This is a genomic window from Microvirga sesbaniae, assembly GCF_025460805.1.
Taxonomy (GTDB): Bacteria; Pseudomonadota; Alphaproteobacteria; order Rhizobiales; family Beijerinckiaceae; genus Microvirga; species Microvirga sesbaniae.
In genome coordinates this window covers 1-22,949 of record NZ_JAMXFJ010000053.1, presented here as the reverse complement: position 1 = coordinate 22,949, position 22,949 = coordinate 1, and the positions used below count along the sequence as shown (strand labels likewise).

The window sequence follows — 22,949 nt, the reverse complement described above, 5'->3', positions numbered from 1 at the left end:
GTGGCCTTCTCGTCGGCGGCGCTGCTCGATCTCTCCGACGTACCGGCCGCCTATACAGGCGCGGCCGGGCGCTTCCTGCGCGTCAATGGCACGGCGGACGGCGTGGCCTTCGCCTCGGCGTCCTTCCTCGATCTCTCCGACACGCCCAATAGCTTCGCGGGCGCTGCGAATTACGCGGTGCTTGTGAACGGGACCGGTGATGGCATCGTGTTCGCATCCTCCTCGATGTTTACCGGACCCACAGGCCCGGCCGGGTCGCAAGGCCCGGCTGGTCCTGCTGGCGCTCAAGGGCCGCAAGGCCCTGCGGGCAATGATGCGCCTGACAATTTCCTAGACCTGACGGACACGCCTGACGCCTTCGCGGGCGAGGGGGGCAAGGTCGTTGCGGTGAAGTCCGACGAAAGCGGATTGGAATTTGTGGACGGGGCGACGGCCGCAAGCGGCCGGGGTGTCCAAGTAAAAAAGAACGCTGCGCAGAGCATTGGACATGCAAGCTGGACGGCTCTGCAATTCGACGCGGAAGTTTATGACGATAGCAACTGGCACGACAACGTAACGAACAATTCAAGGGTGACGGTCAACAGGGCGGGGCGGTACTTCGTCACGGCCGACTTAAGCCTAGCGGACCTGAACAACGGCGATATTGGATTGCGCCTAATGGTCAACGGCGCGGAAGTGCGCCGCGTGATGTTAAATATTGGCGCGGTCAGTGACGCCCGCGCCCTCAACCTGACAAGCCCGGTAACGTTGGCGGCCGGGGACTATATCGAGGCGCAAGCGATTCAGCGGTCGGGGGCGGCGCAAAACACGGTCGCGGCCCGCACGTTCCTGACCGTCCTAAGCGCCTCGGGGGGCGGTGTGGCGTTCTCGTCGGCCTCGTTCCTCGATCTGTCCGACACGCCCGCCAGCTTCGCGGGGCAGGGCGGCAAGGTCGTGAAGGTCAACGCGGGCGCAACGGCGCTGGAATTTGGCGCGGCGGGCGGGGAACGGCTCGTGTCCACGACAACCCTTAGCGGGCTGTCCACGGCAATCAATAACGTCTTCACGGCCGGGAACAATTACCGGGTGGTTGCACAGTTCTACTATCCGTCCGGCGCGGGCGGCGCATATATGGGCGTCCAGTTGTCCGACAACGGCGGCGCGTCGTGGATTGGAAGTTATTCGCTGGCGGGGATTGAAGCCCGGACGGTAAGTGCGGCGCTGATCTATAAAAACGCGACAACGGACCTTATCAACCAAGCGCCCGCGATGAACTTCGGGGCGTCGTATCTTCATTGGCTGGAAATTAAGCTGGGCGACCCGGCCGCGCTGGCGCTTACGCCGGTCGATGTGCGCGGCGGGTTGAGTCCGAACGCGCACGGTCAAACGTATCTCGACCTGACGGGCGTTGTACCAAGCGCCACCAGCATTAACAGCATCCGTTTCTACAACCCTAGCGGCTCGGCCGCGCAGGCGGGTGAAGTGCGTATCTATGAAAGTGCAAAGTAAACAACCAAGGGGGCAATAATGAAAATCACCAAGTTTCTTTTCTGTAGCTGCATGGCGGGGACGTTCGCGCTCTCCGTCATTTTGACATGGCTTTACGTCCCGGCTCCGCCGCCTGAATTTAACGGCGCGGCGACTGTGATCTGCGCGGCCGTGATCTTCTTTTGCACGGGCGTCCTCTGCTTCGGCCTCGGCTGTCACCTACAGGCGAAGGAAATCGAAAGCGATGTAGCCGCGAAGCTGCGCGAACGCAGCGACACGGACGAACGCATATTGCAGGAACTCCGCAGCTTGTGGGGTCAAATCCCGTCCGGGGCGCGGCCGGGTGCCGTGTTCGCCACCGGGGGCGGCGAGGACGACGACAAGCCCATGCGCCGGGCCTATTCGGGCGAATAGGCTTTACAGTATTAAAAAAGGGGTTTAAGTATATGGATAACAAAGAGCCTGATTTAATCCTGTATATCCCGATAGAAATTGGCGACGGGCACAGGAAGAAAATAATCTGGGGGCAGATTGGCGCTTTGTATGCGAACCCCACGGGGACAGGTTTCACGGGCCACTTAGAGTTATTGCCCGGCCAACGCTCCAAGATCACCACTTCGCCCCCAGAGGCATGACATAGGCGGCACTAGCTGCCCCCAGTGAAGCCGACTTGTCGGCCTCATCCGGGGGGCGGGTGATCGCTATAGGAGGGCCGCCCGCGTGTTTCGCCATGCGCGGGCGGTTTCCTTTATCTGGCTGGGATGTGAGCCGTTACCACGGCAATTCGTCGTCGTCGGTCGTCGGGCCTTTGTAGCCCGGAATCTCGATCACGGCTTTATTTTCCTTGTCGCCCTTCATGCGCTTGCCGGTCGCCGGGTCCATCAAAATGACCTGTTCGCCCTTCGCGTTGCGGCCGGTCAGGAAGATGGAAACATATTCAACGGTGACGATCTCGCCCCGGCTGTGCTCCTGCAAGGCTGCGACGGCGCTTTGCAAAGTCACAAGTAATTCCGGTATAGTCTGGCGTCCTTTAATCTTGATCTGCATAAAATGCCCCCTTGTTTCTGGAATATTAACTTACAACGGATAGAAATATATTAACGGTAATCACATGGATGCGAAGAAAGACATGATCGAAAACGCGGAAGGTCCGCCGAAACTGTCGCCCGCGCTGGTGCGCGAGGCGGCGGCGCTCATTGTGAGCGGGCGGGACCGGGGCGAGGTGGCCGGGTTGCTGGGGGTCGATCTCTCGGCGCTGGCGCGGCACCTCGGGCCGATAGGACGGGAAACGGAACCGGCCGGGGGGCTGGTTTCGTAAACGAGGCCGGAAAGGCCGAAAAATTGGCCGCTGGAAGCGGTCGGGGCGGCGGGGTCACTCCCGCCGCTTTTTTTCGTCCGGGGCCGCTGGCCGGGTCAGATTTGGGCGCGGCGGTAGCCACGGCCGGGAACGCGCTCCCACAAAGCGCCGTAGTGACCGGCCGGGGCGGGTTGTTTCGTACGATACAAACGCGGCGGGGGCCGTTTTAAGGCCCGCTGGTGGCCTTGGCGTTTTTGGGTCCGGGGGGCTGGAAATTGCCGGGTAGGGCGCTGGTGGCCCGCTTGCGGGCCACGCTGGCCCCTTTCTTGGCGGCTGCTCTGGCGGCTCCGGGCGAGGCGCTGCCCGAAACGCTGCTTTCCTCGAAAGCAATAGGACCTCTCCGCTCGCGCTGCCGGTCGAGATTCAGGCATGGCGGGGCCGTCCTCCGGGATGGAGTCGCGCCTTTGGCGCGTCCGCTTTGACCGCGTAGCGGTCCTATCTGGATAAAGTCGGGCCGCGTAGCGGCACGTCCGTTTAATATTTAAAGCTAGACCCGGGATTCTCCCTGCTTATCGGACTCACGCTTCTGTATTGAATCCCAAAGGCGGGCGAGGGATTCCCCGAGGGCGCGGCGTTCGTCGGCCTCGCGGCCTTCGCCGCCGCCAAACTCAAGCGCAAGCTGCTCGCGCTTCGTGAGGGTCGCCCGCATGGCCTCGACCTGTTGGGCGCGTTCGTGCGCCTCCTGTTCCACGTCGGCGGGAATGGGCGCGGGGTTCGTGAACCGCGCAAGCAGCCGTTTTGCAATCGCGGGCAGGGCAAGGCGGTAGGCGTTGCTGGTCTGCTGCACCTGCGGGCCTTCGGCGTTGCCGGTCGGCACGTAGCGGCGGACCCAATCAAGGAAGCCATGCGCCCGCAGGGCCTTGAGGGCGCGGGTGATGGTGTCGCGGGCGCAGCCTACCTTTTCCATGATGTATTCATAGGAAGGCTCCACGCGGCCGGAATAGGCGGCAAGGTTGGCGAGAAATTCGAGGATTTGCAGCGCGGCGCGGCCAAGGGGGCGCTTGCCCTTCTCGCGGGCGGTGCGGTCGTACATGGTCGCGGCAAGCACAAGCTCGCGGGCCTCGCGGCGCGTGATCTTGGTGCGGTAGCCGGGCGGCAAGCGGTGGGCGGCGAACGACTGGCGGCGCACAGGTTCCCCGGTGCGGCGGGTCGAGCGGGGGCGTTCGCCCGGTGCGGGCGCAAAATCGGCAAGGCTGCTAAACGACATGGGTTCTCCTTCGGTTGGGTTGAACCGAAGGGCGGCGCGGGCCTCGCACGGCCGCGCTTTAGACAAAGCTCCGCCATGGCAAGAAATGACTTGCAAACGCCAGTGACGCGGGGCTATGCTCGGATTACCACATCTTGAGCAAAGCGGTTTCGCGCCGCTGCTATCAGAGGCCCGCCGTCCTTCGGCGGGTTTTTGGTTTTTTAGGGCTGTGTCTGCCCTCCTTGTTGCGGTTTCGGCTGGTGCTCGCTGTGGAGCCGGTCAATCGCCTCCATCAGGATTTCGCGTTTCAAAAGCCCGGTCCACGCGTGGAGGTCGCGCATTTTCTGCGCGTACTCTGGCGGCAATTCCGCGCCCACCAGCGTCGTTTTAACGGCGCGGGGGCTGCGGCTGGGTCTGGTCTGCGTGGTTGGCGTCATGCGGGAATCGCTTGGCCTATAGAGATATAGTTATCCACAAGATGCCGGGATTCGCCGGGGGCTGCAAGGACAAGCTGTGCTGCGCCGCATATGGTCATAAGTCGGCGCTAGATGCCGGTGCGGATAAAGGCCCGGTACAGGGTCGAATCCGACACGCCAAAGGACCGCGCCACGCTGCGCGGCTGCTCGCCCGCCTCGATCAACAAGCGGGCCTTGCGTATCTGGTCGCCGGACAGTTTACGGCGCGGGCCTAGCTTCACGCCCCGCGCTCGTGCGGCCGCAAGCCCGGCCTTGGTGCGCTCCACGGTTAAGGACCGCTCGAACTCCGCGAACGCGCCCGCCATGTGAAAGAACAGGCGGCCGGTCGGCGTCGTCGTGTCGATCTGCTCGGACAGGGACCGGAACGCGGCCCCCTTCGCCTCGATCTCCTGCACGATGGCGAGAAGGTCGGACAGATTGCGGCCGAGGCGGTCCAGCCTCCACACGGTCAACACGTCGCCGGGCTGCAACGCGGCAAGGGCGGAATCCAGTCCCGGCCGCTGGCGCTTCGCGCCGCTCGCGCCGTGGTCCTGAAAGACGCGGCCGCAACCGGCCGCGCTCAAGGCGCGGTGCTGCGGGTCGGTGGTCTGGTCGGTCGTGGATACCCGTGCATAGCCGTAAATCATGCGGGGGATTTATGCAGTTGGTTTGTGCAGTCGGCAAGGCGCTGGAAACGCTGCGGCCGAAAATTACTGCATAAACCTCCGTTCGTGACAACGGCCGGGCGGCCGGTGTATGATCGGGGCAACGGTGGGGGTTCAATGAACCGTCCCCCTCTGTTCTTACATCACGCACCTAAGCCCCCGTCACCCGAGAGAGTGGCGGGGGTTTTTTTCAGTCGTCGGCGTCCTCTGCGAACGCGGCCCGCTGGTCGGCGGTCGCGTGATCGGGAAGGATGATGCCCCGCGTTCCGCCGACAAGGCTAAAGCGCGTGGACTCGATGTGCGAGCGCGACAGGTCCGCGCCGTGCATGTCGCAAAAGCGAATGTCGGCATTGGTGAGGTCGCAACGAACGAAGCGGGCGCGGTCTAGCGGCGTGTCGCCAAAGAACGCCCCGGACATGGCGCAATCGACAAAATCGACATCATTGAACGCGGCGGTTTCTATCTCGACGCGGCTAAAATCGCAGTTGATGAACGTGGCTCCGCTGAACGCCGCGCCCGTGTATGTGTTGGACGGAAAGCGGCACGACTGAAAAACAGCGTTCTTGAAACGCGCTCCGGTGAAATCGACGGTCGATAGATCGAGGTCGCAACAATGCGCCTCGGAAAAATCGGACTGGTTGAGAGCGTAGGCGTTCTGGTCCACGGTACGCGCCGCGATGATCGCCAGCGCCTTGCCGAGTTTGATTGACCTGTATTCGGTATGTGACGACTGAATTAGAAAGCGGTCGGACGGCAAGCCGAAAACGGACTTCACGACAAAATCATAGTTGGCCTCGGTCATGTTGAAAGATCGCGGGCGTATGGCCTCGCTTGGCTCCTTAGACCCAGCATAGCAGCCCGGCCCGAAGGGGACGTTAAGGCGCTATGGAAAGCGGCCGGGGGTCGGTGGCCGCTGGCGCGAATATTTCGCGTGATGGGTTCAAAACCAATATTCAGGGGTGGTTTGACTTCGACCAAGCCCGGCCTGGTCGAAGGCCCCGGAAATATTCAAGGGCGCTTTTACTGGTCCGGTACTTGTGCCGGCAGCTGATGCCGGCGCGCGATCGGCAAATCAAAGCCCGGTTTTTTACTTCGGCGGCAAATAGACGGGCAGTAATCGAACGGCCCCGGCCGGGCGGCTTCGCGGGGGTTGTCGTCCCATGTCCCTTTGGCCTCCCCCTGTGTTTGCCGGTGCCTTCCATCGTCTTGGTGAGGGTGCCGGAACGCTCGCTATCCCTCGCAACAAAAATGCGGTGCGTGGCTCCTATTTTTTCCTCTCCCGGCCGCTGGCGCGTCTGTGCCGGGTTCGTGTTGCAAGGCGCTCTCGTCCCGCCTGTTGTCCTCACAAGCCGGAAGGCACCAACAAAAACAGTGTGAGGAATGCAAATGAACAACACCAACAAAATCACGACGAAAGCCGCTGACCTGAAAGCCCGCTTCTACGTCGCAACCCGGAACATGACCGCCACGAAGATCAAGGCCCGGAACATCGCCGCGCAACTGCAAGCCGAAATGGAACTGGTGGCAATCTTCGAACAGATGCGGGCCGCGTAAGGCCCCATCAATCCGATTTCGGGCCGGAATTTTTACCGGGGGCGGGTCTGGCTCGCTCCCGGCCGCCGCTGCGCTCTTGGGGCTGCTGCGGCTCCGTGATGCCCTTGGCGGCCTCCTTGAAAGCAGAGAACGCCTTGCCGCCTGTGCGCTCCGGGTCCTGCTCCTGCTGGCCGCTGGCGGCGCGGGCGAAGATCGGCCGCGTTGTCGGCTTCTCGGTCTGCTGGCCGGGCGCGGTATATCCCGGCCGGTCGGTGATGTTGAATTTCTCCCGCCATGCGGACCACGCGGCGGCGCGTTGAAGATTCGACGCGGCGCGGGCTGCTTTCTCGGCCGCTCCCTCGCGGGTATGGCGGGCCTCGATCTCGTCGCGCTTGCGCTGGTAGGCTTCGGCCATGGCGCTGATTTCGGCGTCACGCTTCGCCTTGATCGGGTCGGCCAGCAATTTCTTGCGGGCGTTCTGCCGGTCGCGTAGCGCCTTCTTGCTGGCCTCCTGCTGCACCTCGAACAAGCGGCGGCGCTCGGCGGCGTCACGGGTCAAATGGAACACGCCCGCAAGGCGGCCCCGGTACACGGTCGCCCCGCCGACACGGGAAAGCCGGATGGCGTTGCCTATCGCGCCGGTAATCGTGCGCTCTCTCATCTGGAAGGCGCGGCGCTCCTGCCACTGGCGGCGGCCCAATGCCTTCCATTCGCGGCGGTCGCGCTGGTCGCGCAACGTCTGCGCCGGGTCGTGCAGGAAAGCCCGGACGCGCTGCAAGGCGGACAGGTCGCCACGGCGCGGGCGCTTCCAAACCTCGTTGATTTGCGGCTGGTAGTTTTGCCACAACTCGCGCTTGGCCGTCTGGTAGTTCTTCCATGCCAGATTCATTTCCGCGCGGCGACGCTCGCGGGCGGCGTCCTCGCGCTGGCGGCGCTGGCGGTACTCGTCGTTAAACCGCTTCTTGATCGCGGCCGCCTCGGCGCTGGCGGCCTTGCTGTTGTCGCGTCCCTTGCGGGCCTTCCACTCGTCGCGGGTCTGGTGGCCGGTCGTGACCGGCTCCGCGTGGGTGAGGGTCATTTTCTGGATTTCGGCATGGCGGCGCTTGTTCGTCTTCGCCAGCTTCGCCATGTATTTTTCGTGTTCGGTCGGGGACCGAATGACGCCGCGGCTGATTTCGTACTCGGCGCACAGGTCGCTAAGTTTCACCTCATCCATAAACAGCTTGTTGGCGATGCCCGTTTCCGGGTGGATGAGGTTCAAGCACACATGCACATGGGGGCTGGTAAAGCCTCCCTCCGGGCGCGGCTCCGGTAGATGCTCCACGATCACGGCTTGATGGTCTTCCATCCCCAAGGCGCGGATGGAGGCTTGCGCCTGTTCCAGCATGGCGGCGCGGCGGTCCTCGTCGGTCCAGCCTTTAAAATCGTCCTCGTGAAAATTCAGGGAGTAGGCATAGACGGGCTGCTCTAGGTCGGCCCGGCGGCGGTAGCGTTTGCCCTCCCGCTCGGCGTTCTCGCGCTGCAAGATGTTGGCGACGTTGCACAGGGTCGCCATTTCCCGCCATGCCTCGTCGGGGTTGTCCGTGGCGAGGTTGTTCAGGTGAACAAAGCCGGTGCGCCCGGCCGTGTCCGGGTGGGCCTCGTTGCTGCCCTCCGGGCGTTTGTCGTGAAGGTAGTAAAGCAGGGCGTGCTTGAACGACGAACCCCGGCCGCCCGACTTCTCGCCCTTCTTGAACCTCATCGGCCAGCCCCCCGGATGAAGGCCCGAAGGTCACGCAGGGCCGCCGCGACGGTCAGGCGCTCGGGGGCGTTGCCCGCCTCGATCTGGCGGGCCGTCCGGGTGAGGGTCCGGGCGATGCGCTGCAAGGCGGCGCGGTCGGTCGGGGAAAGGGTCACTCGCCCACCTCCCGAATGAACGCCAGAAGGTCGGCCACGGCCGCCGCGACGGCTTGGCCGTCCGGGCTGCGCCCCGCGTTCATGTGCTTGGCAATCTGGTTGAGGTTCACCCCGATACGCTGCAAGGCGTAGCGGTCGGCGGGGGAAAGCTCCCGGTGCTGGTGGACGGTCAACGGCCGCCCCAAGGCCGCCAGACGGACAAAATCAGCAACCGACAACCCCGCCGCGTCAGCCCGGCTTTCAATCGCTGCCCGCTCGTCCGGGGTCGGCGTGAAAGAGATTTTCCCCGTCCGTTTCAGGTGCGGGGGCAAGGCCGGGCGTCCGCCCTTACGGCGCTTCTGCGCGGCCGGTTTGGCGGGGTCGTCGCTCATGCGGCGGGCCTGTCCGTGGTGGTGGTGAGCGTGGGCAATTGGTCCTCCAATTTGGTCTAGCGGTGTGGTGGTCGTCGGTTCCGTGGTCGCCCCGGAGGGGCAGGAAACCGACGCGCGGCATGGGCCGCGAGGGGTCCGGGGGCGAAGCCCCGGCAAGAGTTTTGAGGTACTCAAAACATTTCTTGCTATCCCCTTCCTTAGAACACTCTGCCATTGTATAGTTAGGAATATGTTAAATCTAGGCTGCGGCATTAACTGACAGGGAAAAACCGCCAAGGGGAACGGGATTATGAAAAAGGGGCATTCGTCGCCAACGGTCGCCGGGCGGTGGATTGAGGGGCGCTGGAAACCGTGGGCCGTGCAACTCCTGTTCGGCTTTGTCGTCTGGCTGGTCCTGCTGCCGGTGGCTGTCCCCGTCGCCTATCTGCTGCGGCACCTCCCCCCGAAGCTGGGCGACGTGCTGACCGTGGACCCTGCCATTGCCGGGGACTCGGTCTGGCTGTTTGTGGTCGGAATCCCCTACACGCTGTGGGTTCTTTGGATGGCCGGGGGGGAAGGATTTAAGGCGCGTGTGTCGGCGGCTCTGGCTCCCGTTTTCCAGCATGACCGAATGGCGGCCATGGGTAAGGGTGGCTCGGCACGGTTCGCCGGGCTGCTCGACGAGTGGGCGCATATCTGGCGGCCGGGGTCTGTTCGCCTTGGCCGGTCCATGTTCGATGATGCCTTGATCGGTCTGGATGATGACCGGGGCCTATTGACCATCGCCAGCAACCGGAGCGGCAAGGGCCGGGCGGCGATAATTCCCAACCTCCTGACGTGGCCGGGGTCGGTCGTCGTGGTAGACCCGAAAGGGACTAACGCGGCGGTCACGGCTGCACGGCGGGGCAAGGGTGGCGGTCGGGTAACGGAAAGCCTCGGGCAACCGGTCCACGTCCTCGACCCGTTCGGCATCGTCGCCGGGGTCCAGTCGGCCGCCTTCAATCCCCTGTCCTCGGTCGATCTGGCGGGCAACCGGGCGAAAGAGGACATAGGGCTAATCGCGGATGCTCTGGTGGTCCCGTCCGGGCCGGGGGACTCGCATTGGGATGAGGGGGCGCGGTCGATCATTGCGGGCGTGATCGCGCACCTATTGGGCGTCTACGCCTCCCCCCTCCGGGTCATGGGTCACGACAAAAAAATGCCGTCGCTGGTCGATGTGCGGGCGGCTCTGCGGCAAGACCCTGACGGGCTGGATTCCATGTTCGGGGCGATGATGAAAAACCCGGTCGCCGGGGGGCTGGCGCAAGCTGCGGCGGCTCTGGTCAGCACGGCCGGGCCGAATGAACGGGGAAGCCTGTTCACCACGGCGCTACGCAATACGGCGTGGCTCGATTCCGTCGCCATGGCCGGGGTGCTGGGTCAGTCGGATTTCAAAATGTCGGACCTGAAAGCCGCGCCCATGTCGGTCTATGTGGTCCTGCCCCCGGACCTTCTCGATGAACACTCCCGGTTCATGCGCCTGTTCGTCAATCTGACGGTGCGGGCGGCTTCGCAGGGCGGCAAAAGCCGGGTGCCTATTCTGCTGGTCATGGATGAGTTTTATTCGCTCGGTTCTCTCGGCTCGCTGGCGAAGGCGTCGGGCGCTCTGGCGGGCTATGGCCTCAAGCTGTGGCCCATCCTTCAAAACCTGTCGCAGTTGCGCGAACTGTACCCGCAGAACTGGCAAACCTTCTTCGCCAATGCGGGCGCGGTGCAAATCTTCGGCGTCAATGATCGCGGCACGGCGCAAGAGATCGTCGCAACGCTCGGTCAAGCCGTCTGGCTGGAAACGGTGGACGCGCGGCAAATGAAAATGACCGCGAACCTGTTGGAAGCGGCGGAACTCGAACAACTGACGGAACGCGGTAGCGGGCTGCAAGTCGTGCTGCGGTCGGGGCGCTCGCCCCTGCTGCTGAAAAAAACCAATTACGATCAGGACCCGGATTTTAGCCGCTCGATGTACGCGGCGGACCCGGACCATGACGGCTCATAGGGGGCGACGATGGCGCGAACGGTGACAATCCAGATAGACGACGATCAGGACGCGGAAGCGCAAAAGCTGCGCGAGGCGGCCGGGGTCGATGAACCGGCCTTTTGGGCGGCGGTCGTGGCGCACGGGCTGGGCGCGGTCGCGGCTCTGCAAGAGGCCGACGCGGCGGAAGTATATCAAGGCCCGGCGCAAGCAATAAAGCCAAAGCCGGGCGGGGATATACCGTTTTAATCTGTTCCTAAAGCTTCCGGGCGATAATGAAAGCGGCAGTATAGCCGGTTTTTTATTATTGATACTTGGGGGCAGATATGGATTTAAAGAGCGCCGGGCCGGGCTTCGGCTTTCTGGTGGTGTTGGGTGTGCTGGGGATGGCGGGCGAGGCGCAAGCGCCACGGCCGCCGAACCGAACCGATACAGTGCAGGAATATTACGCGGGCCGAAAGGAAGCGGCGCAAGCGGCGCTAGAGGCCCATCCGGGCTATCAAGCCATAGTCGCATCCCAAGCGAAGTATGACGCGGCCGAACGGGCGCGGCGCTACGCGGTGCGGCGCGAGGGCGGCGAACTGTTCCGCCCGGACCCGTACCGGCAAATTGATTGCCTCCATTATCCGGCGCTAGCGGAAGGCCGGTATAGCCCGGAATTTGAACGGGCCATGCGGGACAAGTTTTTCCCGGCGCTGACCAACGGGGAGCGGGCCGCGTGGCAATGGGACCGGTTCAAACGGTGGGTGACTGACCGCATGGGCCGCCCCGGCTATGTCTGCGACATTGGCCCGCGCTCCGGTATCAAACACGGGGCCGACGATATTTTATGGATGGAGCAAGAGGCGCAGCGCCGGGCGTGGGAACAACGCGGCCGCGAACGTCGCCGCATCCGATACGGCGAAAAGGTGGAATGACCGGAACCACGGGACAAGAAAAAGGGCGGGGATTTCCCCGCCCTTTGTGGTTTCGGTCGGTGTTACATGCCGGGCGCTTTGGCTGGGGGCGGCAAGTAGTGGCTCACATCGTCGGACGGCTCGGCGTTGTACTTCGCCGGGTCCATGCTGGCGGCTTCCTCGGTGTCCTGCTGGGCGTTCCAAGCCGCTGCATAGGCGGCGTTGGCCTCGGCGTCCGCTATTGCGTCGAAGGAGTCTTCCGGCGTGTCGCTGAACATTTCGGCTTGGTCCACGGCGGCGGCGAGGTCGTCAATTACGTGCAAGTCGTCGGCACGTTTGGCGGCTGCTAGTAGCTTCGGGGCTGCACTGACAAGGGCGCAGAGTGCTTGCCGCTGTGCCTCTGGCATCGCCGGGGAAAATTCAATGCGGAAGGCGTAATCGTCCTTAATGTTATCGTCTACAAAGCTGGCGTGTTCGCCATAGTAATCGAACGGGTATCCGTCCGGGTGTTTGAAGTTCTTCGCCATGTTTATCTCCTTTTGTTGTTGGGCCATGGTCGGCCGTTGCTTTGATTATAGCGTCGGATTTTAAGTAAAGCCTTAAAAACCGGTGGGCGGGCGGCCCCTTGCGGGGCCGCTTTCGCTTAGTAGGGAATTTCGTCGTCGCCCTGCTGCTGCGCCGCTGTCGGCGGTTCCGCGCTGCGGGTGCGGACCACGATGCGGCCGGGCTTCAAGGGCAGATAGTCAAGCGAGAGATTGAAGCCGTTCCCGTCCTCGTGCGCCCAAGCTGCGCCGATACGCTGCCAAAAATCGTCCTTGCCTTCGCCGCGCTCCGTCACGTTGTAGACGCTGTGCGTGGGTTTCTTGTTCTTCGTCGTCATGGTCTTTGCTCCGTTGTAGGGGTTTCATTCAACGCAAACCGTCCTCGGCCCCTGCCCGCGTCGCGGGGTCAAAATCCGTAATGGAGGGGACCCGACCAAGAGGCGAAGCCGTCGCGGCTCTGCCGCGCCTGGTCGGGGCGTAGGCCGTTCGGTTTTGATGCCGGGATGCAAGGGGCTTAGGTTGCGTGGCCTGAATGAAAACCCGCCCGATCAACGGGGCTGCATGACGCCAACAAAAACCCGGCCGCGTGGTCTGCGGCCGGGCGTGGTGATCTGGTAAGGCTATCTGTAGCGGTCGGGGCCGTTGGATTGCTCCGGGGCGTGGCGGCGCGGTCTTCGCCACAATCTCCGGGCCGTGTTGGCCCGCCTCAAGATGGTTTCGAGGCGCACGGCGCAAACGTTGAACCGGCTGGAGTCGTCGGCGGTGTCGGCGGCCGCCAGCAAAAGCGCAATGGCCTCGCGCAATGCCAGCTTGTCCGCGTCGGTGATCGTCACCCGTGCCATGTGGTCCCCTTGCCGGTGGTGGTCGTGAGCGTGTGCGGCTCGACCGTTACCGGGCGCTTGGCGGTGATGATCGCGGCGCGGGCGTGGGCCTCCTGCTCGATCACAAAGGGACCGTCTACCGGGTTCCCGGCTGCGTCTTTGATGATGTAGAGGGTCAAGGTCATTTGAACCCCCGTTGCTCGTGATCGTCGGCCCATTCCTTCGCGGCCGCGTGGGCGTGGGCGCGGCTCTCGTATCCGGCGCCGTGGTGGATAGCGTCGGGGTCATCCCCTTTGAAAATCCAGAAATCGAACTGCGCGGGTTGCGCGGGCGCGGGCTTAATCTCGATGTGATAAAGGCCGTATCTCATTGCTCGCCCCCTTCGTCGTCGTCGGTGGAACCGGCAAGCGCGGCAAGGCCCGGATGGGCGCAGCCGTCGAAATTGTCGGCCATTAGATCGGCCTCGGGGTTGTCCGGGCGGCCGATAGCGAACAACGGGCGCTTGCGGGAGTTCAGGCGCTCTGTCGCCGGGTCGTAGTGGTTTCGGATAAGGTGGAAGTCGTGCATTAGCTGCATGGGTGGCGCGGCGGCCCATGCCCGCAAGTCCAGTCGCACGGCGTTTAGGTGGCAACCGGCGATAATGGCGACAAGCTGGGCGCGATGGTCCAGCGTGGCGAACGGGGTGGCCTTAACAAGCTGCACGGTCGTCCGGGTCTGCTGTTGAACGTCTTGGACACGTTCAATAATGCGGTCGATGTGCTGGGCGTCGGCCGGTGTAATCATCTGCATAGGCGTTTTCTCCTTCTTGTTGTTGGGCCTCGCGGCCGGATTAAAGGCGGTCGGTACAACGGCGGCCCGCTGCGACGGCGTGAGCCATGGCGGCGGGGGAATCTATCAGGGCATGGGCGGCGTCCCGCTCGCGGGCGTAACGCTGCCCGGCGCTGGCGAGGTAAAGGGCCATAGCCTCATGCGCGGCGGCCGGGGTGATCGGCGGCGCGAATAGCTGGGGCAAATCCCGCTCCATGCGGGCGGTCGCGGCCGCAAGGGCGGCGCGGTCGGCCTCGGCGTGGGCGGCCTCGTGGTCGGCAATGATCGCGCCCCGGCATGTGGCCCGGTGCTGCGGGTCGATCTCGATGCGGGCGGCATGGGTGAGGGTGACGGTCGCGGCCGTCACGCGGGGGCAAGGCCCCTGCCCTGCCGTGGAAAGGCTGTAAGCGGCGGCAACGCGGGCGCTGTAGAGGCCCGCAACGGTCGGGGCCGGTGTGGCGGCCTCCTGAACCGGCAAGGCTGCTGTACGGGCCTGTATTGCGATTTGCGGCGGGGTTGCGCTGCACCCTGCCCCGGCGTCGGCCGGGACAAGGCAAATCAGGACAGCGAGGACGGCGGCGCTCTGGCGCATGGTCCCCCCGGTCAGTTTACGGCCGGGCCGGGCTTCACGCCGACGCGGGCGAAGGTTTCGAGGGCGGCGCGGTAAAGGACCATGGCCGCTTGCTCGGCTTCCTCCTTGGTGGCGAAGCTGGCGACGTAGGCGACGGCGGCATATTGGCCGCTGCTGTGGCGCTGCACGGCGGGCCGGATAACGGTGATTTTCGGGGCGGGGTCGGTCGTCATGGGTCGGATTCCTTCTTGTTGTTGTTGGGCCTCGCGGCCGGGGCGCACATGCGCTATTTCGCGCATGTGCTAATTAGATCATTTGCGGCGGCCTTCGGGCTGGTGGACCTCCGGCAAGCCGTGCTGCGCGTAAAGCGCGTTCAGGGCCTCCAAAATCAGGTACTCCATAGATTTCCCGGTCTTGGCGGCGATGATGCGCAAATTCGTCCGGGCAAGTTCCGGCTGGCGCGTGTTCAGGAACGGCAAGGCGTCCCCTTCCTTGGCGGCGGCCGGGGTCAACCGGCGCGGCTGCTCGTCGGGCAGGGTTGCCGGGGTTTCGGTGGCGCTGGCGCGGTTGGCGGCCAGCTTCGCCCGCATGTCGGGTTTATTAGCCATTGGCGGCTTCCTTCTTGTTGGTTGTGCTAATGCGTGAATTTGCTCTTGTGCTATCTAGCACAAAGGCCAAAAGGGCCTCGATCTCCTGCGCGGCCTTGCCGGTCGGGTCGATCTCCTGCGCGGCCTGTCCGGTGGTCGGCGCGTCGGCGTAGGCGGCGCGGTGCGACAGGAAAGCCGGGGCAACGGCTAGGCCGTAGTCCTCGCCAAACCATTCGCGGACCTTCTCAACCGGGCTTTTGGCGCTCGGGTGGATTCCGTTCATCACCACGGCGGCGCGGGGCTTCCCGGCGAGGTCCAGCACTTCGCGGACGGCGGCGAGGGTTTCAATATCGAACGCCTGATTATGCGCCGGGATAAGCACGAGGTCGGCAACCTTGGCGGCCGCTATGGCGGCGCTGTCCGATTTGCCGGGGGTGTCGATAAAGACAAACTCGGCCCCTGCGGCGCGGCACTGTTCAAGCTGCTGGGGGAGCCGGATGGGCTGTGTTGAGAAAACGGCGGGGTCGCCCCCGGCCTCGCGCCGGTCGCGCCAGTTGGTCGCGTTGGCTTGCGGGTCAATGTCAATGATGGCGGTGGAGTACCCGGCCGCGACGGCGGCGACGGCAAGGCCCGTCGCGGTGGTCGTTTTGCCGGTCCCCCCTTTCTGGCTGATTAAGCTGATGATCTTCATAGGCGGTTCCCTTTCTGTGAGAATTAGCGGATTCGTTATTGATAGAATTAGCACATTAGCGAAGGTGAGAGAAGGGCGGGCAGGGTCGCCCCTGCCCGGTCGGCGGTCACATGCCGGGCGTCTTGCGCGGCTGGAAGCTGTGCCGGATGGTCAGTTCTTCCCCTTCCTCCACCTCGGCGCTGTCGCCGGGGTACAGGCGCAGGGGGTCGGTGCGGTTGATGCCTTGGGCAAGGTCGGCCTTGTCCAGAATAGCCGGGTAGGGTGCGGCCGGGTTGATCGGGCCTTGCAAAAGCTGGCCGGTGTTCTCGTTGTAGATCATCACGCAATAGCCTTGATCGAGGGCGGCGCGGGCGTGTTCCTCGGCGTCGCCACGATAGGCGGCTATCCGGTGGGTCAGGGCGCGGCGGTTGGCGCGGGCGTCGGCCTCGTTGTCGAAGGCATGGACGCGGAATGTGATGGGGGTAAGGGTCGTCATGGGTCGGCTTTCCTTCTTGTTGTTGGGCCGGGATGGCCGGTTGATCTACTGCTAGAATACGCTAATTAGCACATTTGCTAAACAGCGAATTGGCGCTTGTGCTAAATTCGCAAGGTCGTTTCAGGATTATCAGAAAGGGGGCTATTCGCCCCCGTCCTCGCCTTCGCTCTCGGATTCCTCGGCCTCCATGGCCGTTTCACAGTCGCCGCAGATTAGCTTGGTGCCGGGCTTCGCCCATGCGTTCGCGGCGCAGTCCGGGCAGGTGTACTTGGTCTTGCTGGCGGCCTTCTTCTTGGCCTTCCGGGCGTCTGCATCGCTCCACAGTTCCACGTAAAGCGGGGGGAATCCCTGCGCGGCCAGTTCGGCATAGGCGCGGCAATAGGGGCCGCCGTCGATGATGTAATGACTGACCTTCTGGCCGGTCTGCTTGCCTCCGGGCTGGCCGGTGTCGGACGGGTGCAAGCCGATCTCGATCATTTTCGCGGCCCATTCCTTGTTGTGGTAGGCGGTGCGGCTGGGCTTGCCGTAGTGCTGTTGCCACAGGTGGGCCATTTCATGCGCCAGCGTCGAAAGGCTCTCCCGGTCGCTGCGCTCTTTGAAGTGCGAGGGGTTCAAGGCGATTTCGTCGGTGATCTCCGCGCTATCGCGGCCGCCGAAACGCTGCGGGGCAAAATAGCCGTAGGTCTTGGCCTTGCGCTGCATGGTGATGAGGCAAGCGGGCAGGGTGCCGGAAAACAGGCGGTCATTCAGGAAAGCATAGGCGCGGTTTAAGGCTTCGTAGGTCGTGGCGGTCGGGTCGGTCATGGCTCGGGTTCCTCCGGGTTTGTGTTGTATCGTACGAAACAATTTATACGAATGCGCAAATTAGCACAAGATAGAATTAGCACATTAGCGGCAAAAAAAGGGTTAGCTGGGTATCGGTCGGCCGCCCATGCCGCACGGTGCGCCGGGGCGGTGGTGGCCGGTGACTTGGCCGTAAAAGTAGGCGTAGGCCACGGGGTCCAGTTTCCCCCCGTAGTGGTCGGCGCGGTTCCTGATCTGCTGGCGCTGCTCGACGGGCAGGGCGGCAATGTCGGCGCGGACGCTGCGCCATACCTTCGCTAGATGGTCGCGGGCGGCCTGTTCCTCGCGGTCCCAATCCTCGGCGCGGTGGCGCATAACCTCGTCTATGCTGGGCTGCTGGGCCTCGATCAACACGGCAAGCAAGGGGGCGCTGTCGCGCTCGCGCTGCTGGCGGCGCTCGGCTGCAAGGCGCTTCCGGCGCGTGTCTTGAAAGCTGCCGTAGTCCGGGCGGGGTGCGAATTTCATGGGTCTGCCTTCCTTTCCTTCAATTTCAAAACAGGTTTGCCCCTGCAAACCTGACTAGCCACGCGGCAATGAGCGGGGGAATCGGGTCAAGGGCGCAACCGGACCCACGCGGACCCACGCGCAGCGCCTAGACGAAGCGCAGCGAAGACCAGGCGCGAGCATGGGGAGCATGGGGAGGATTGCGGGCGAAGCCTTCACCCTTGACGCGGTGGGGCTGCAAGCCCCCCTTAAAAGCGCCGTCTGGCGCTTATGGCTCAAAGGAAACTCGCGGCTTGCGGGCCGCGTCATCGTGATCTGCGCCGGGTTCCTCGAACTCGACCGGCGCGGCGGACCTACGAACCTCCGTAGTTGACGGGGCGGCGTCCAGCGCCGCGAACTCGGCCGCCTCGGCGGCCGCTCCGGTGGTGGCGTCATAGGCGAGGGCATCGGACAGAAAGAGGGATTCCCGCACGTCCTCGGGCAAAAACCCGCGATTATCCGGCTCGCCCGGTTCCTCGTAAGCCTCGGCGGGCGGCTGGTGGTCCTGCCAATAGTCGGGAACCTCCGGGGCGTGATCGGGCGGGGGAAATTCCAGCAAGGCGGAATGATACAGCGCGACGGCGCGTTGCCATTGCTCGACCTTCTCCGGGGCAAGGCCGGGGGTCTGTGCGGCCGCGTCGATGATCGCGGCGGCCTGTGCAAAGGCCGGGCTATCGGCGCGGTCTAGGTTCTCTAGCACCATCTGCGCCATGACGCTGACGGTCAGGATAAGGCCGGGTTTTTTGTCTGTCATGCAATCCCCTATAGTTTTTCTAACTATAGGCGCGGCCAGATTGCGAATTGATTAAGACTAAATGCCTTGCATTTTATGCAATATTCAGCGGGTTTTAAATTCGCGTCTGTACCCTGAAAGCATTGAAAACCTATAACAGCAGGGAAAACACGATGGCGAGGAATGAAATAGCCGCATGTATTGTCGATAATCTTAAATCCATGGGTTACGGCGCGAGCCATTACGCCAAGGATGCGACCGACGACGCAAAAGCGATTGACCGCGTTTATATCGAAGCGGGGTCAAAGCACGTCAAAGCCTATATTGATCTGGCCGCCGCGTCCCCGGCCTTCCGCGTATGGGCGGAATTTCCGGACGGCCACCGGGCGGGCGGCGGCAAGGGCGAACCGCTCCACGGGGCGGACCTGAAAGCCCATAACGCCACGGTCGCGGGCCACGTCCGCGACGATCTGAAAGCCCCGGCGCTGGCCGCGTACATGGTTGCGGCGGACGGCGGGGACCTTGAGGCGGTGCGCGAGGGGTTCGGCCTCAAGAACACTGACAAGCGATATGCGCCGTATGAGCCGAAGGCGGACGGCGAGGCGGAAGGGCCGAAGGCGGCCGCCGCTGCGCCCGCGTCGACTCCGGGCCTGTAACGGACTTGGGCGGCTCCCGGCGACGGGGGCCGCCTTCACTTCAAGGGGGCAGATATGAAACGGTTTTTCTATTCGGCGTCGGCGGCCGTGATCGCCGGGCTAATGACAGCGCCAGCATGGGCCGCACAAGGCGGCAATAACTTCTCGTCCATCGGGTCCAACATCATTGCATCGGTGCGCGACGTGCCGGGCCTCCTGTCGGGGCTGGCGTACCTGTTCGGGCTGGTGCTGGGCGTGACCGGAATCCTCAAGGTCAAAGACAGCGTAGAGAACCCGGCGCGAACGCCGCTGAAGGATGGCGCAATAAGGCTGCTGGCGGGCGGTGCGCTGTTCGCGCTGCCGGTCGTCTTTGAGGCGATGCAGAACACGATAGGGCAGGGCGGCGGCGGCGTTGTGGCCCCGTCGCTCGCCGGTGTGGGGTTCGGAGCTGGTCGCGGAGCTGGTGGCGGCGGCTGCGGCGGCTCGTTCGGTTGTGGCGTAACATTTTAAGGGGGAAGCATGACTATTTCGGTGATCTCGTACAGTTTCAGCAAGCCGGGCTATGAGGGCGCGGGCGACGATCTCGCCGCGCTCTCCGACGCGATAAACGGCGCGGTCGATACGCATTTCCCATCATGGGAAGATGCGGCGAAGGCATGGAAAGCCTATGCAAAGCTGGTCGAGGAAATCGACGGCCGCGAAAACGAATTGCTCGCGGCCGCCGACGCGCTGGCGCTCGAACTCGACAACAACCCGGCTGCGGCCGCGTGGGCCTCGTGCCTCGAAACCGCGAACGATGCGGCGCACGGCGTCTATGCCCGGTCGGCGCTCGGCAAGGGTAAGGACGGACGGCAAGAGCCGTTCGGGTTCTCGATCAAGTTTGTTCCGGGGGCTGACGCTTGCGCCCGGAATGAAAACCCGGCGCACACCTCGCCGGGCAATGCGGCCTCCGGGCCGGGGCGCGGTGCGTAATGCCGCGCCTGTTGTCTACACCTATCTACCACCTCGAAACTCTCGCCGTCGCGGCTCCGGTCCCCGAAGTGCTGTCACTTTTCGGGGTCGCGGCGGCGGGCTTTTTCGCGTGTGGCTGGTTGGCGTGGCAAGCGGCCGAACCGTTTTATAACCGGTGGGAACGCCAGCAATGGGCGGCGATGCAAAAGGAGATTCAGCACCTCCGGGCGATGACGTGGCAGCAATTCGAAGTCTACGCGGCGGCCGCGTTTGAGCGGGCTGGGTGGGCGGTGACGGTCACGGGCGGCGGCGGCGCTGACGATGGCGTTGACCTCATGCTAACGAAGGGGCGCGGGCTTCGCGTCGTCGTGTCCTGCAAACATTACCGCGCCCGGCTCGGCGTCCCGCAAGTGCGGGAAGTCGTCGGCGTGGCCTATCACTACAAGGCGCGGGGGGCGTATGTCGTTGCGCTCGGCGGCTTCACGAAAGCCGCAAGAGAATACGCGGACGGCAAGCCTATAAAGTTGATCGACGGCGCGGCGTTGCTGCGCTGGATGAACAAAAGATAAAATCCAATACAAAATTCAGCATAGTTTAAAGCAGATTTCATAACCTTGTTACAGGCGAAACAACTGTAATGGGGGCTTTATGCTTGGGGCTATTATTTGGGGTGCGCGTGCTGTTGCGTCTGCGCCCGCTCTTTCAAGTCTTTTTTCTGCGGCGGCCGGTGCGGTGAAGTGGGGCGCTATCGGCTCCACGGCCGCGCTCGGCGTGTCCTCGGTCGCGGCGGCGCTGCCCGGTGAACAGGGCGAGGCGGCGCAAGACTTCGTGACGGACGGCATTGCAACGGTGACGGGCGGTATTGTGAAGGCCGGGGGCGCTGTCGTGGAAGGCGGCGCGGAAGCCTTCACCGACACGATGAAAAAAACCCTCGTCCCTGCGGCGCAGGAGAACGCGCTTTATGCGGCCGTGCCGCTGTTTGCGGCTGGTGCGGCCCTCAAGGGCGATTGGCTGGGGGCCGGTCGAACGGTCGCGGTCCTGACGGCGATTATCAAGATGCTCGAAGATTTCGGGGTGAAGCTGCCGGGCGTCGATCTCAAAAGCCTGTCCGGGGACTTCAACCGGTCGGCGGTGGATCTGGCAAAATCGGAAATGCTGCGCGACATGCCGCGCCCGCGTTTCGAGGCAACGCCGGAAGTCCTGCACAGTCCTTCTATGTAAAACTTAGATTATTGCTTTCTGCGATGCGGCCCCATCTTTGGGGCCGCAAGTCGTTTTTCCTAAGCCTTTTTTAAATCTTGAGGCGAATAGTCAAGATATACGGGCCTTTTTCTTGGCCCATGGCGAATTAATGGCGAAAACATCTTACATGGAAGGGGGCTTCCATGCGTTTTATAGTCGTTCCGTATTATGCGGATTCTCGAACCGGTCACGCTGTCAAAGATACCTTAAGCGGGAAAATCCGTTTCAGGTTTCGCGGCGCTGACTCCCTGCAAAAAGCAACGGCACAAGCGGCGGCGTTGAACAACGCGGCCGCGCAACGTCTGCAACAAAGCGACGGCCAAAGCGGGAACGTGTTCTTTACGCTGTTCGGCGCGGTCGCGCTCGTCGGTGTGCTGGGCGCGTCCACCATGACGCTTATGCAAGGGCCGGTTTCGACGGTCGCGGCGGTCAACAAGCAAGTTCGGACGGAAAGCCGGTTGATGATCGCCGGTCGCCTCGCTGCGCTTGAGGCGGCCGACAACGGAACGGACTGCGACGGCGACGGGGTGACAGAACCCCTGCCGCCCGCGACGGGGCCGGGATGCTCTGCGGCAGAAGCTGCCGGGGGCGGGTGCATCCCGGTCACTGTCGGGGGCGATAAAACGGACCCTTGGGGCAGCGCGATCATGTATTGCGCGTATGACCACGGGACCGGCGCGGCGGGATGCCCTGCGGGCCTCCTGACGGGGAACGCGGACCCTTCGGGCCGGGCTGTGCTGGCGGTCGTGTCGGCCGGGCCTGACCGGACGTTTCAAACCACATGCGGCGCGGACCCGGCTTACATCACGCGGGCCGGGGATGATCTGGCCTATGTGTTCGATGAAAGCGAGGCGGCGGCGGCCGGGACGGGCGGCGGCCTCTGGTCGCTGGTGAGCGGCGACCCGACAAGCGCGACGATCAACAAGGATTTGCAAATCTCCACGGCGGCCGAATTTACCGGCGCGGCCGTGTCGCTCGATTCCGCGTCTACGCTCGATCTGGCCGGGCGGCTGTTCCTGCCTACGGATGCGGAATGGTCCTCTTGCCTCGGCCCTGACAAGGGCGTGATGCGCTTCCACGACGCGACGGCGAACATTCAAGTTTGCGACGGCGCGGGCAACTGGCTTGCGGTCGGCGGGCGCACGCTCCCGGCGCTCGACGATGTACCGGCCTACGGCGCGGCGGGGTCTTTCTTGCGCGTCAATGGCGCGGCGGACGGCGTGGCCTTCTCGTCGGCGGCGCTGCTCGATCTCTCCGACACGCCCGCCAGCTACGCGGGCGCGGCCGGGTCGTTCCTGCGCGTCAACGGCACGGCGGACGCGGTGGCCTTCTCGTCGGCGGCGCTGCTCGATCTCTCCGACGTACCGGCCGCCTATACAGGCGCGGCCGGGCGCTTCCTGCGCGTCAATGGCACGGCGGACGGCGTGGCCTTCGCCTCGGCGTCCTTCCTCGATCTCTCCGACACGCCCAATAGCTTCGCGGGCGCTGCGAATTACGCGGTGCTTGTGAACGGGACCGGTGATGGCATCGTGTTCGCATCCTCCTCGATGTTTACCGGACCCACAGGCCCGGCCGGGTCGCAAGGCCCGGCTGGTCCTGCTGGCGCTCAAGGGCCGCAAGGCCCTGCGGGCAATGATGCGCCTGACAATTTCCTAGACCTGACGGACACGCCTGACGCCTTCGCGGGCGAGGGGGGCAAGGTCGTTGCGGTGAAGTCCGACGAAAGCGGATTGGAATTTGTGGACGGGGCGA

The 22,949-nt window shown here is 63.8% G+C and carries 33 protein-coding genes and 2 pseudogenes; 13 read left to right on the top strand and 22 right to left on the bottom strand.

All coding sequences use genetic code 11. The features are described 5' to 3' along the window. Both OCW50_RS30315 and OCW50_RS30310 read left to right on the top strand, forming a co-directional pair. Nucleotides 1-1,488, top strand: a pseudogene (locus OCW50_RS30315) (hypothetical protein); the annotation flags it as partial. Between the two features lie 18 nt (nucleotides 1,489-1,506). After that, the gene (locus tag OCW50_RS30310; RefSeq protein WP_262300157.1) at nucleotides 1,507-1,881 is read left to right on the top strand and encodes a hypothetical protein; all 375 of its coding nucleotides are present in this window, start codon (nucleotides 1,507-1,509) and stop codon (nucleotides 1,879-1,881) included. Between the two features lie 357 nt (nucleotides 1,882-2,238). Here OCW50_RS30310 and OCW50_RS30305 read toward each other — a convergent pair whose 3' ends face one another. Then, nucleotides 2,239-2,514 carry a hypothetical protein gene (locus OCW50_RS30305; RefSeq protein WP_262300156.1) on the bottom strand — a complete coding sequence of 92 codons (276 nt, stop codon included), beginning with the start codon at nucleotides 2,512-2,514 and terminating at the stop codon, nucleotides 2,239-2,241. 64 nt (nucleotides 2,515-2,578) lie between these two features. Here OCW50_RS30305 and OCW50_RS30300 point away from each other — a divergent pair, with 64 nt between their 5' ends. Further along, nucleotides 2,579-2,785: a helix-turn-helix domain-containing protein gene (locus tag OCW50_RS30300; RefSeq protein ID WP_262300155.1), complete on the top strand. Its 207-nt coding sequence runs from the start codon at nucleotides 2,579-2,581 to the stop codon at nucleotides 2,783-2,785. A gap of 526 nt (nucleotides 2,786-3,311) precedes the next feature. Here OCW50_RS30300 and OCW50_RS30295 read toward each other — a convergent pair. The 4 genes from OCW50_RS30295 to OCW50_RS30280 form a co-directional block, all read right to left on the bottom strand. Continuing rightward, a complete protein-coding gene (locus OCW50_RS30295) occupies nucleotides 3,312-4,031 on the bottom strand; it encodes a helix-turn-helix domain-containing protein (RefSeq protein ID WP_262300154.1) in 720 nt (239 codons plus the stop codon). A 200-nt stretch (nucleotides 4,032-4,231) separates the two neighbouring features. After that, nucleotides 4,232-4,447, bottom strand: a complete 216-nt coding sequence (locus OCW50_RS30290; protein WP_262300153.1) for a hypothetical protein — start codon at nucleotides 4,445-4,447, stop codon at nucleotides 4,232-4,234. 107 nt (nucleotides 4,448-4,554) lie between these two features. Then, entirely contained in the window at nucleotides 4,555-5,112 is a 558-nt protein-coding gene (locus tag OCW50_RS30285) for a recombinase family protein (protein WP_262300152.1), read from the bottom strand. Between the two features lie 208 nt (nucleotides 5,113-5,320). Continuing rightward, the gene (locus OCW50_RS30280; protein WP_262300151.1) at nucleotides 5,321-5,932 is read right to left on the bottom strand and encodes a pentapeptide repeat-containing protein; all 612 of its coding nucleotides are present in this window, start codon (nucleotides 5,930-5,932) and stop codon (nucleotides 5,321-5,323) included. A gap of 584 nt (nucleotides 5,933-6,516) precedes the next feature. Between OCW50_RS30280 and OCW50_RS30275 the strand changes: the two genes are divergently transcribed. Further along, a complete protein-coding gene (locus OCW50_RS30275; protein ID WP_262300150.1) occupies nucleotides 6,517-6,684 on the top strand; it encodes a hypothetical protein in 168 nt (55 codons plus the stop codon). 7 nt (nucleotides 6,685-6,691) lie between these two features. Here the strand turns inward: OCW50_RS30275 and OCW50_RS30270 are convergent, their stop codons facing one another. The 3 genes from OCW50_RS30270 to OCW50_RS30260 are packed head-to-tail and all read right to left on the bottom strand — an operon-like array spanning nucleotide 6,692 to nucleotide 8,930. Further along, nucleotides 6,692-8,404: a relaxase/mobilization nuclease domain-containing protein gene (locus tag OCW50_RS30270; RefSeq protein WP_262300149.1), complete on the bottom strand. Its 1,713-nt coding sequence runs from the start codon at nucleotides 8,402-8,404 to the stop codon at nucleotides 6,692-6,694. Beyond that, nucleotides 8,401-8,559 (bottom strand): hypothetical protein, encoded by a 159-nt coding sequence (locus OCW50_RS30265; protein WP_262300148.1) that lies wholly within the window; start codon nucleotides 8,557-8,559, stop codon nucleotides 8,401-8,403. The genes OCW50_RS30270 and OCW50_RS30265 overlap by 4 nt, the downstream gene beginning before the upstream one ends. Then, nucleotides 8,556-8,930: a plasmid mobilization protein gene (locus OCW50_RS30260; RefSeq protein WP_262300147.1), complete on the bottom strand. Its 375-nt coding sequence runs from the start codon at nucleotides 8,928-8,930 to the stop codon at nucleotides 8,556-8,558. Before OCW50_RS30260 ends, OCW50_RS30265 begins: the two co-directional genes overlap by 4 nt. Nucleotides 8,931-9,288: 358 nt before the next feature. On the opposite strand from OCW50_RS30260, the gene OCW50_RS30255 reads away from it, so the two are divergent. The 3 genes from OCW50_RS30255 to OCW50_RS30245 all read left to right on the top strand — a co-directional run bounded on the left by OCW50_RS30255 (nucleotide 9,289) and on the right by OCW50_RS30245 (nucleotide 11,837). Beyond that, nucleotides 9,289-10,941 (top strand): type IV secretory system conjugative DNA transfer family protein, encoded by a 1,653-nt coding sequence (locus OCW50_RS30255; protein WP_262300146.1) that lies wholly within the window; start codon nucleotides 9,289-9,291, stop codon nucleotides 10,939-10,941. 9 nt (nucleotides 10,942-10,950) lie between these two features. Further along, nucleotides 10,951-11,169 carry a hypothetical protein gene (locus tag OCW50_RS30250; RefSeq protein ID WP_262300145.1) on the top strand — a complete coding sequence of 73 codons (219 nt, stop codon included), beginning with the start codon at nucleotides 10,951-10,953 and terminating at the stop codon, nucleotides 11,167-11,169. Nucleotides 11,170-11,246: 77 nt separating this feature from the next. After that, the gene (locus OCW50_RS30245; protein WP_262300144.1) at nucleotides 11,247-11,837 is read left to right on the top strand and encodes a hypothetical protein; all 591 of its coding nucleotides are present in this window, start codon (nucleotides 11,247-11,249) and stop codon (nucleotides 11,835-11,837) included. 62 nt (nucleotides 11,838-11,899) lie between these two features. Here OCW50_RS30245 and OCW50_RS30240 read toward each other — a convergent pair whose 3' ends face one another. The 14 genes from OCW50_RS30240 to OCW50_RS30175 all read right to left on the bottom strand — a co-directional run bounded on the left by OCW50_RS30240 (nucleotide 11,900) and on the right by OCW50_RS30175 (nucleotide 18,390). Beyond that, nucleotides 11,900-12,343 (bottom strand): hypothetical protein, encoded by a 444-nt coding sequence (locus OCW50_RS30240; RefSeq protein ID WP_262300143.1) that lies wholly within the window; start codon nucleotides 12,341-12,343, stop codon nucleotides 11,900-11,902. A gap of 116 nt (nucleotides 12,344-12,459) precedes the next feature. After that, entirely contained in the window at nucleotides 12,460-12,696 is a 237-nt protein-coding gene (locus OCW50_RS30235) for a hypothetical protein (protein ID WP_262300142.1), read from the bottom strand. Nucleotides 12,697-12,978: 282 nt separating this feature from the next. Beyond that, on the bottom strand, nucleotides 12,979-13,200 hold the full coding sequence (locus OCW50_RS30230; protein WP_262300141.1) for a hypothetical protein: 222 nt from the start codon (nucleotides 13,198-13,200) through the stop codon (nucleotides 12,979-12,981). Further along, the gene (locus OCW50_RS30225; RefSeq protein ID WP_262300140.1) at nucleotides 13,188-13,364 is read right to left on the bottom strand and encodes a hypothetical protein; all 177 of its coding nucleotides are present in this window, start codon (nucleotides 13,362-13,364) and stop codon (nucleotides 13,188-13,190) included. The genes OCW50_RS30230 and OCW50_RS30225 overlap by 13 nt, the downstream gene beginning before the upstream one ends. Then, entirely contained in the window at nucleotides 13,361-13,549 is a 189-nt protein-coding gene (locus OCW50_RS30220; RefSeq protein ID WP_262300139.1) for a hypothetical protein, read from the bottom strand. Before OCW50_RS30220 ends, OCW50_RS30225 begins: the two co-directional genes overlap by 4 nt. Then, entirely contained in the window at nucleotides 13,546-13,968 is a 423-nt protein-coding gene (locus tag OCW50_RS30215) for a DUF6874 family protein (protein ID WP_262300138.1), read from the bottom strand. The genes OCW50_RS30220 and OCW50_RS30215 overlap by 4 nt, the downstream gene beginning before the upstream one ends. A 40-nt stretch (nucleotides 13,969-14,008) precedes the next feature. Further along, nucleotides 14,009-14,353 carry a hypothetical protein gene (locus tag OCW50_RS30210; RefSeq protein WP_262300137.1) on the bottom strand — a complete coding sequence of 115 codons (345 nt, stop codon included), beginning with the start codon at nucleotides 14,351-14,353 and terminating at the stop codon, nucleotides 14,009-14,011. A gap of 236 nt (nucleotides 14,354-14,589) precedes the next feature. Then, nucleotides 14,590-14,790, bottom strand: a complete 201-nt coding sequence (locus OCW50_RS30205) for a hypothetical protein (protein WP_262300136.1) — start codon at nucleotides 14,788-14,790, stop codon at nucleotides 14,590-14,592. A gap of 78 nt (nucleotides 14,791-14,868) precedes the next feature. After that, complete coding sequence (locus tag OCW50_RS30200) at nucleotides 14,869-15,165, bottom strand: ribbon-helix-helix domain-containing protein (protein WP_262300135.1); 297 nt, start codon at nucleotides 15,163-15,165, stop codon at nucleotides 14,869-14,871. Then, a complete protein-coding gene (locus tag OCW50_RS30195) occupies nucleotides 15,158-15,835 on the bottom strand; it encodes an AAA family ATPase (protein WP_262300134.1) in 678 nt (225 codons plus the stop codon). The genes OCW50_RS30200 and OCW50_RS30195 overlap by 8 nt, the downstream gene beginning before the upstream one ends. Nucleotides 15,836-15,941: 106 nt before the next feature. Then, nucleotides 15,942-16,310: a hypothetical protein gene (locus OCW50_RS30190; protein WP_262300133.1), complete on the bottom strand. Its 369-nt coding sequence runs from the start codon at nucleotides 16,308-16,310 to the stop codon at nucleotides 15,942-15,944. Nucleotides 16,311-16,451: 141 nt separating this feature from the next. After that, nucleotides 16,452-17,114, bottom strand: coding sequence for a SprT-like domain-containing protein (locus OCW50_RS30185; protein ID WP_262300132.1), 663 nt, complete (start codon nucleotides 17,112-17,114; stop codon nucleotides 16,452-16,454). A 102-nt stretch (nucleotides 17,115-17,216) separates the two neighbouring features. After that, the gene (locus tag OCW50_RS30180; protein ID WP_262300131.1) at nucleotides 17,217-17,618 is read right to left on the bottom strand and encodes a hypothetical protein; all 402 of its coding nucleotides are present in this window, start codon (nucleotides 17,616-17,618) and stop codon (nucleotides 17,217-17,219) included. A gap of 247 nt (nucleotides 17,619-17,865) precedes the next feature. Then, entirely contained in the window at nucleotides 17,866-18,390 is a 525-nt protein-coding gene (locus tag OCW50_RS30175) for a hypothetical protein (protein WP_262300130.1), read from the bottom strand. Between the two features lie 122 nt (nucleotides 18,391-18,512). On the opposite strand from OCW50_RS30175, the gene OCW50_RS30170 reads away from it, so the two are divergent. From OCW50_RS30170 to OCW50_RS30145, 6 genes and pseudogenes are all read left to right on the top strand, one after another. Continuing rightward, complete coding sequence (locus tag OCW50_RS30170) at nucleotides 18,513-19,025, top strand: hypothetical protein (protein WP_262300129.1); 513 nt, start codon at nucleotides 18,513-18,515, stop codon at nucleotides 19,023-19,025. A gap of 54 nt (nucleotides 19,026-19,079) precedes the next feature. Next, nucleotides 19,080-19,514 carry a hypothetical protein gene (locus tag OCW50_RS30165; RefSeq protein ID WP_262300128.1) on the top strand — a complete coding sequence of 145 codons (435 nt, stop codon included), beginning with the start codon at nucleotides 19,080-19,082 and terminating at the stop codon, nucleotides 19,512-19,514. Nucleotides 19,515-19,523: 9 nt separating this feature from the next. Beyond that, on the top strand, nucleotides 19,524-19,976 hold the full coding sequence (locus tag OCW50_RS30160) for a hypothetical protein (RefSeq protein WP_262300127.1): 453 nt from the start codon (nucleotides 19,524-19,526) through the stop codon (nucleotides 19,974-19,976). Next, nucleotides 19,976-20,524 (top strand): restriction endonuclease, encoded by a 549-nt coding sequence (locus OCW50_RS30155; protein ID WP_262300126.1) that lies wholly within the window; start codon nucleotides 19,976-19,978, stop codon nucleotides 20,522-20,524. The genes OCW50_RS30160 and OCW50_RS30155 overlap by 1 nt, the downstream gene beginning before the upstream one ends. Nucleotides 20,525-20,603: 79 nt before the next feature. Next, nucleotides 20,604-21,176 (top strand): hypothetical protein, encoded by a 573-nt coding sequence (locus OCW50_RS30150; protein ID WP_262300125.1) that lies wholly within the window; start codon nucleotides 20,604-20,606, stop codon nucleotides 21,174-21,176. A 164-nt stretch (nucleotides 21,177-21,340) separates the two neighbouring features. Further along, a pseudogene (locus OCW50_RS30145) lies at nucleotides 21,341-22,949 on the top strand (hypothetical protein); the annotation flags it as partial.

Bases quoted from the DNA above. Each gene is read 5' to 3' on its own strand.
- OCW50_RS30310 (WP_262300157.1), top strand. From the start codon at position 1,507: ATGAAAATCACCAAGTTTCTTTTCTGTAGCTGCATGGCGGGGACGTTC.
- OCW50_RS30305 (WP_262300156.1), bottom strand. From the start codon at position 2,514: ATGCAGATCAAGATTAAAGGACGCCAGACTATACCGGAATTACTTGTG.
- OCW50_RS30300 (WP_262300155.1), top strand. From the start codon at position 2,579: ATGGATGCGAAGAAAGACATGATCGAAAACGCGGAAGGTCCGCCGAAA.
- OCW50_RS30295 (WP_262300154.1), bottom strand. From the start codon at position 4,031: ATGTCGTTTAGCAGCCTTGCCGATTTTGCGCCCGCACCGGGCGAACGC.
- OCW50_RS30290 (WP_262300153.1), bottom strand. From the start codon at position 4,447: ATGACGCCAACCACGCAGACCAGACCCAGCCGCAGCCCCCGCGCCGTT.
- OCW50_RS30285 (WP_262300152.1), bottom strand. From the start codon at position 5,112: ATGATTTACGGCTATGCACGGGTATCCACGACCGACCAGACCACCGAC.
- OCW50_RS30280 (WP_262300151.1), bottom strand. From the start codon at position 5,932: ATGACCGAGGCCAACTATGATTTTGTCGTGAAGTCCGTTTTCGGCTTG.
- OCW50_RS30275 (WP_262300150.1), top strand. From the start codon at position 6,517: ATGAACAACACCAACAAAATCACGACGAAAGCCGCTGACCTGAAAGCC.
- OCW50_RS30270 (WP_262300149.1), bottom strand. From the start codon at position 8,404: ATGAGGTTCAAGAAGGGCGAGAAGTCGGGCGGCCGGGGTTCGTCGTTC.
- OCW50_RS30260 (WP_262300147.1), bottom strand. From the start codon at position 8,930: ATGAGCGACGACCCCGCCAAACCGGCCGCGCAGAAGCGCCGTAAGGGC.
- OCW50_RS30250 (WP_262300145.1), top strand. From the start codon at position 10,951: ATGGCGCGAACGGTGACAATCCAGATAGACGACGATCAGGACGCGGAA.
- OCW50_RS30245 (WP_262300144.1), top strand. From the start codon at position 11,247: ATGGATTTAAAGAGCGCCGGGCCGGGCTTCGGCTTTCTGGTGGTGTTG.
- OCW50_RS30240 (WP_262300143.1), bottom strand. From the start codon at position 12,343: ATGGCGAAGAACTTCAAACACCCGGACGGATACCCGTTCGATTACTAT.
- OCW50_RS30235 (WP_262300142.1), bottom strand. From the start codon at position 12,696: ATGACGACGAAGAACAAGAAACCCACGCACAGCGTCTACAACGTGACG.
- OCW50_RS30230 (WP_262300141.1), bottom strand. From the start codon at position 13,200: ATGGCACGGGTGACGATCACCGACGCGGACAAGCTGGCATTGCGCGAG.
- OCW50_RS30225 (WP_262300140.1), bottom strand. From the start codon at position 13,364: ATGACCTTGACCCTCTACATCATCAAAGACGCAGCCGGGAACCCGGTA.
- OCW50_RS30220 (WP_262300139.1), bottom strand. From the start codon at position 13,549: ATGAGATACGGCCTTTATCACATCGAGATTAAGCCCGCGCCCGCGCAA.
- OCW50_RS30215 (WP_262300138.1), bottom strand. From the start codon at position 13,968: ATGCAGATGATTACACCGGCCGACGCCCAGCACATCGACCGCATTATT.
- OCW50_RS30205 (WP_262300136.1), bottom strand. From the start codon at position 14,790: ATGACGACCGACCCCGCCCCGAAAATCACCGTTATCCGGCCCGCCGTG.
- OCW50_RS30200 (WP_262300135.1), bottom strand. From the start codon at position 15,165: ATGGCTAATAAACCCGACATGCGGGCGAAGCTGGCCGCCAACCGCGCC.
- OCW50_RS30195 (WP_262300134.1), bottom strand. From the start codon at position 15,835: ATGAAGATCATCAGCTTAATCAGCCAGAAAGGGGGGACCGGCAAAACG.
- OCW50_RS30190 (WP_262300133.1), bottom strand. From the start codon at position 16,310: ATGACGACCCTTACCCCCATCACATTCCGCGTCCATGCCTTCGACAAC.
- OCW50_RS30185 (WP_262300132.1), bottom strand. From the start codon at position 17,114: ATGACCGACCCGACCGCCACGACCTACGAAGCCTTAAACCGCGCCTAT.
- OCW50_RS30180 (WP_262300131.1), bottom strand. From the start codon at position 17,618: ATGAAATTCGCACCCCGCCCGGACTACGGCAGCTTTCAAGACACGCGC.
- OCW50_RS30175 (WP_262300130.1), bottom strand. From the start codon at position 18,390: ATGACAGACAAAAAACCCGGCCTTATCCTGACCGTCAGCGTCATGGCG.
- OCW50_RS30165 (WP_262300128.1), top strand. From the start codon at position 19,080: ATGAAACGGTTTTTCTATTCGGCGTCGGCGGCCGTGATCGCCGGGCTA.
- OCW50_RS30160 (WP_262300127.1), top strand. From the start codon at position 19,524: ATGACTATTTCGGTGATCTCGTACAGTTTCAGCAAGCCGGGCTATGAG.
- OCW50_RS30155 (WP_262300126.1), top strand. From the start codon at position 19,976: ATGCCGCGCCTGTTGTCTACACCTATCTACCACCTCGAAACTCTCGCC.
- OCW50_RS30150 (WP_262300125.1), top strand. From the start codon at position 20,604: ATGCTTGGGGCTATTATTTGGGGTGCGCGTGCTGTTGCGTCTGCGCCC.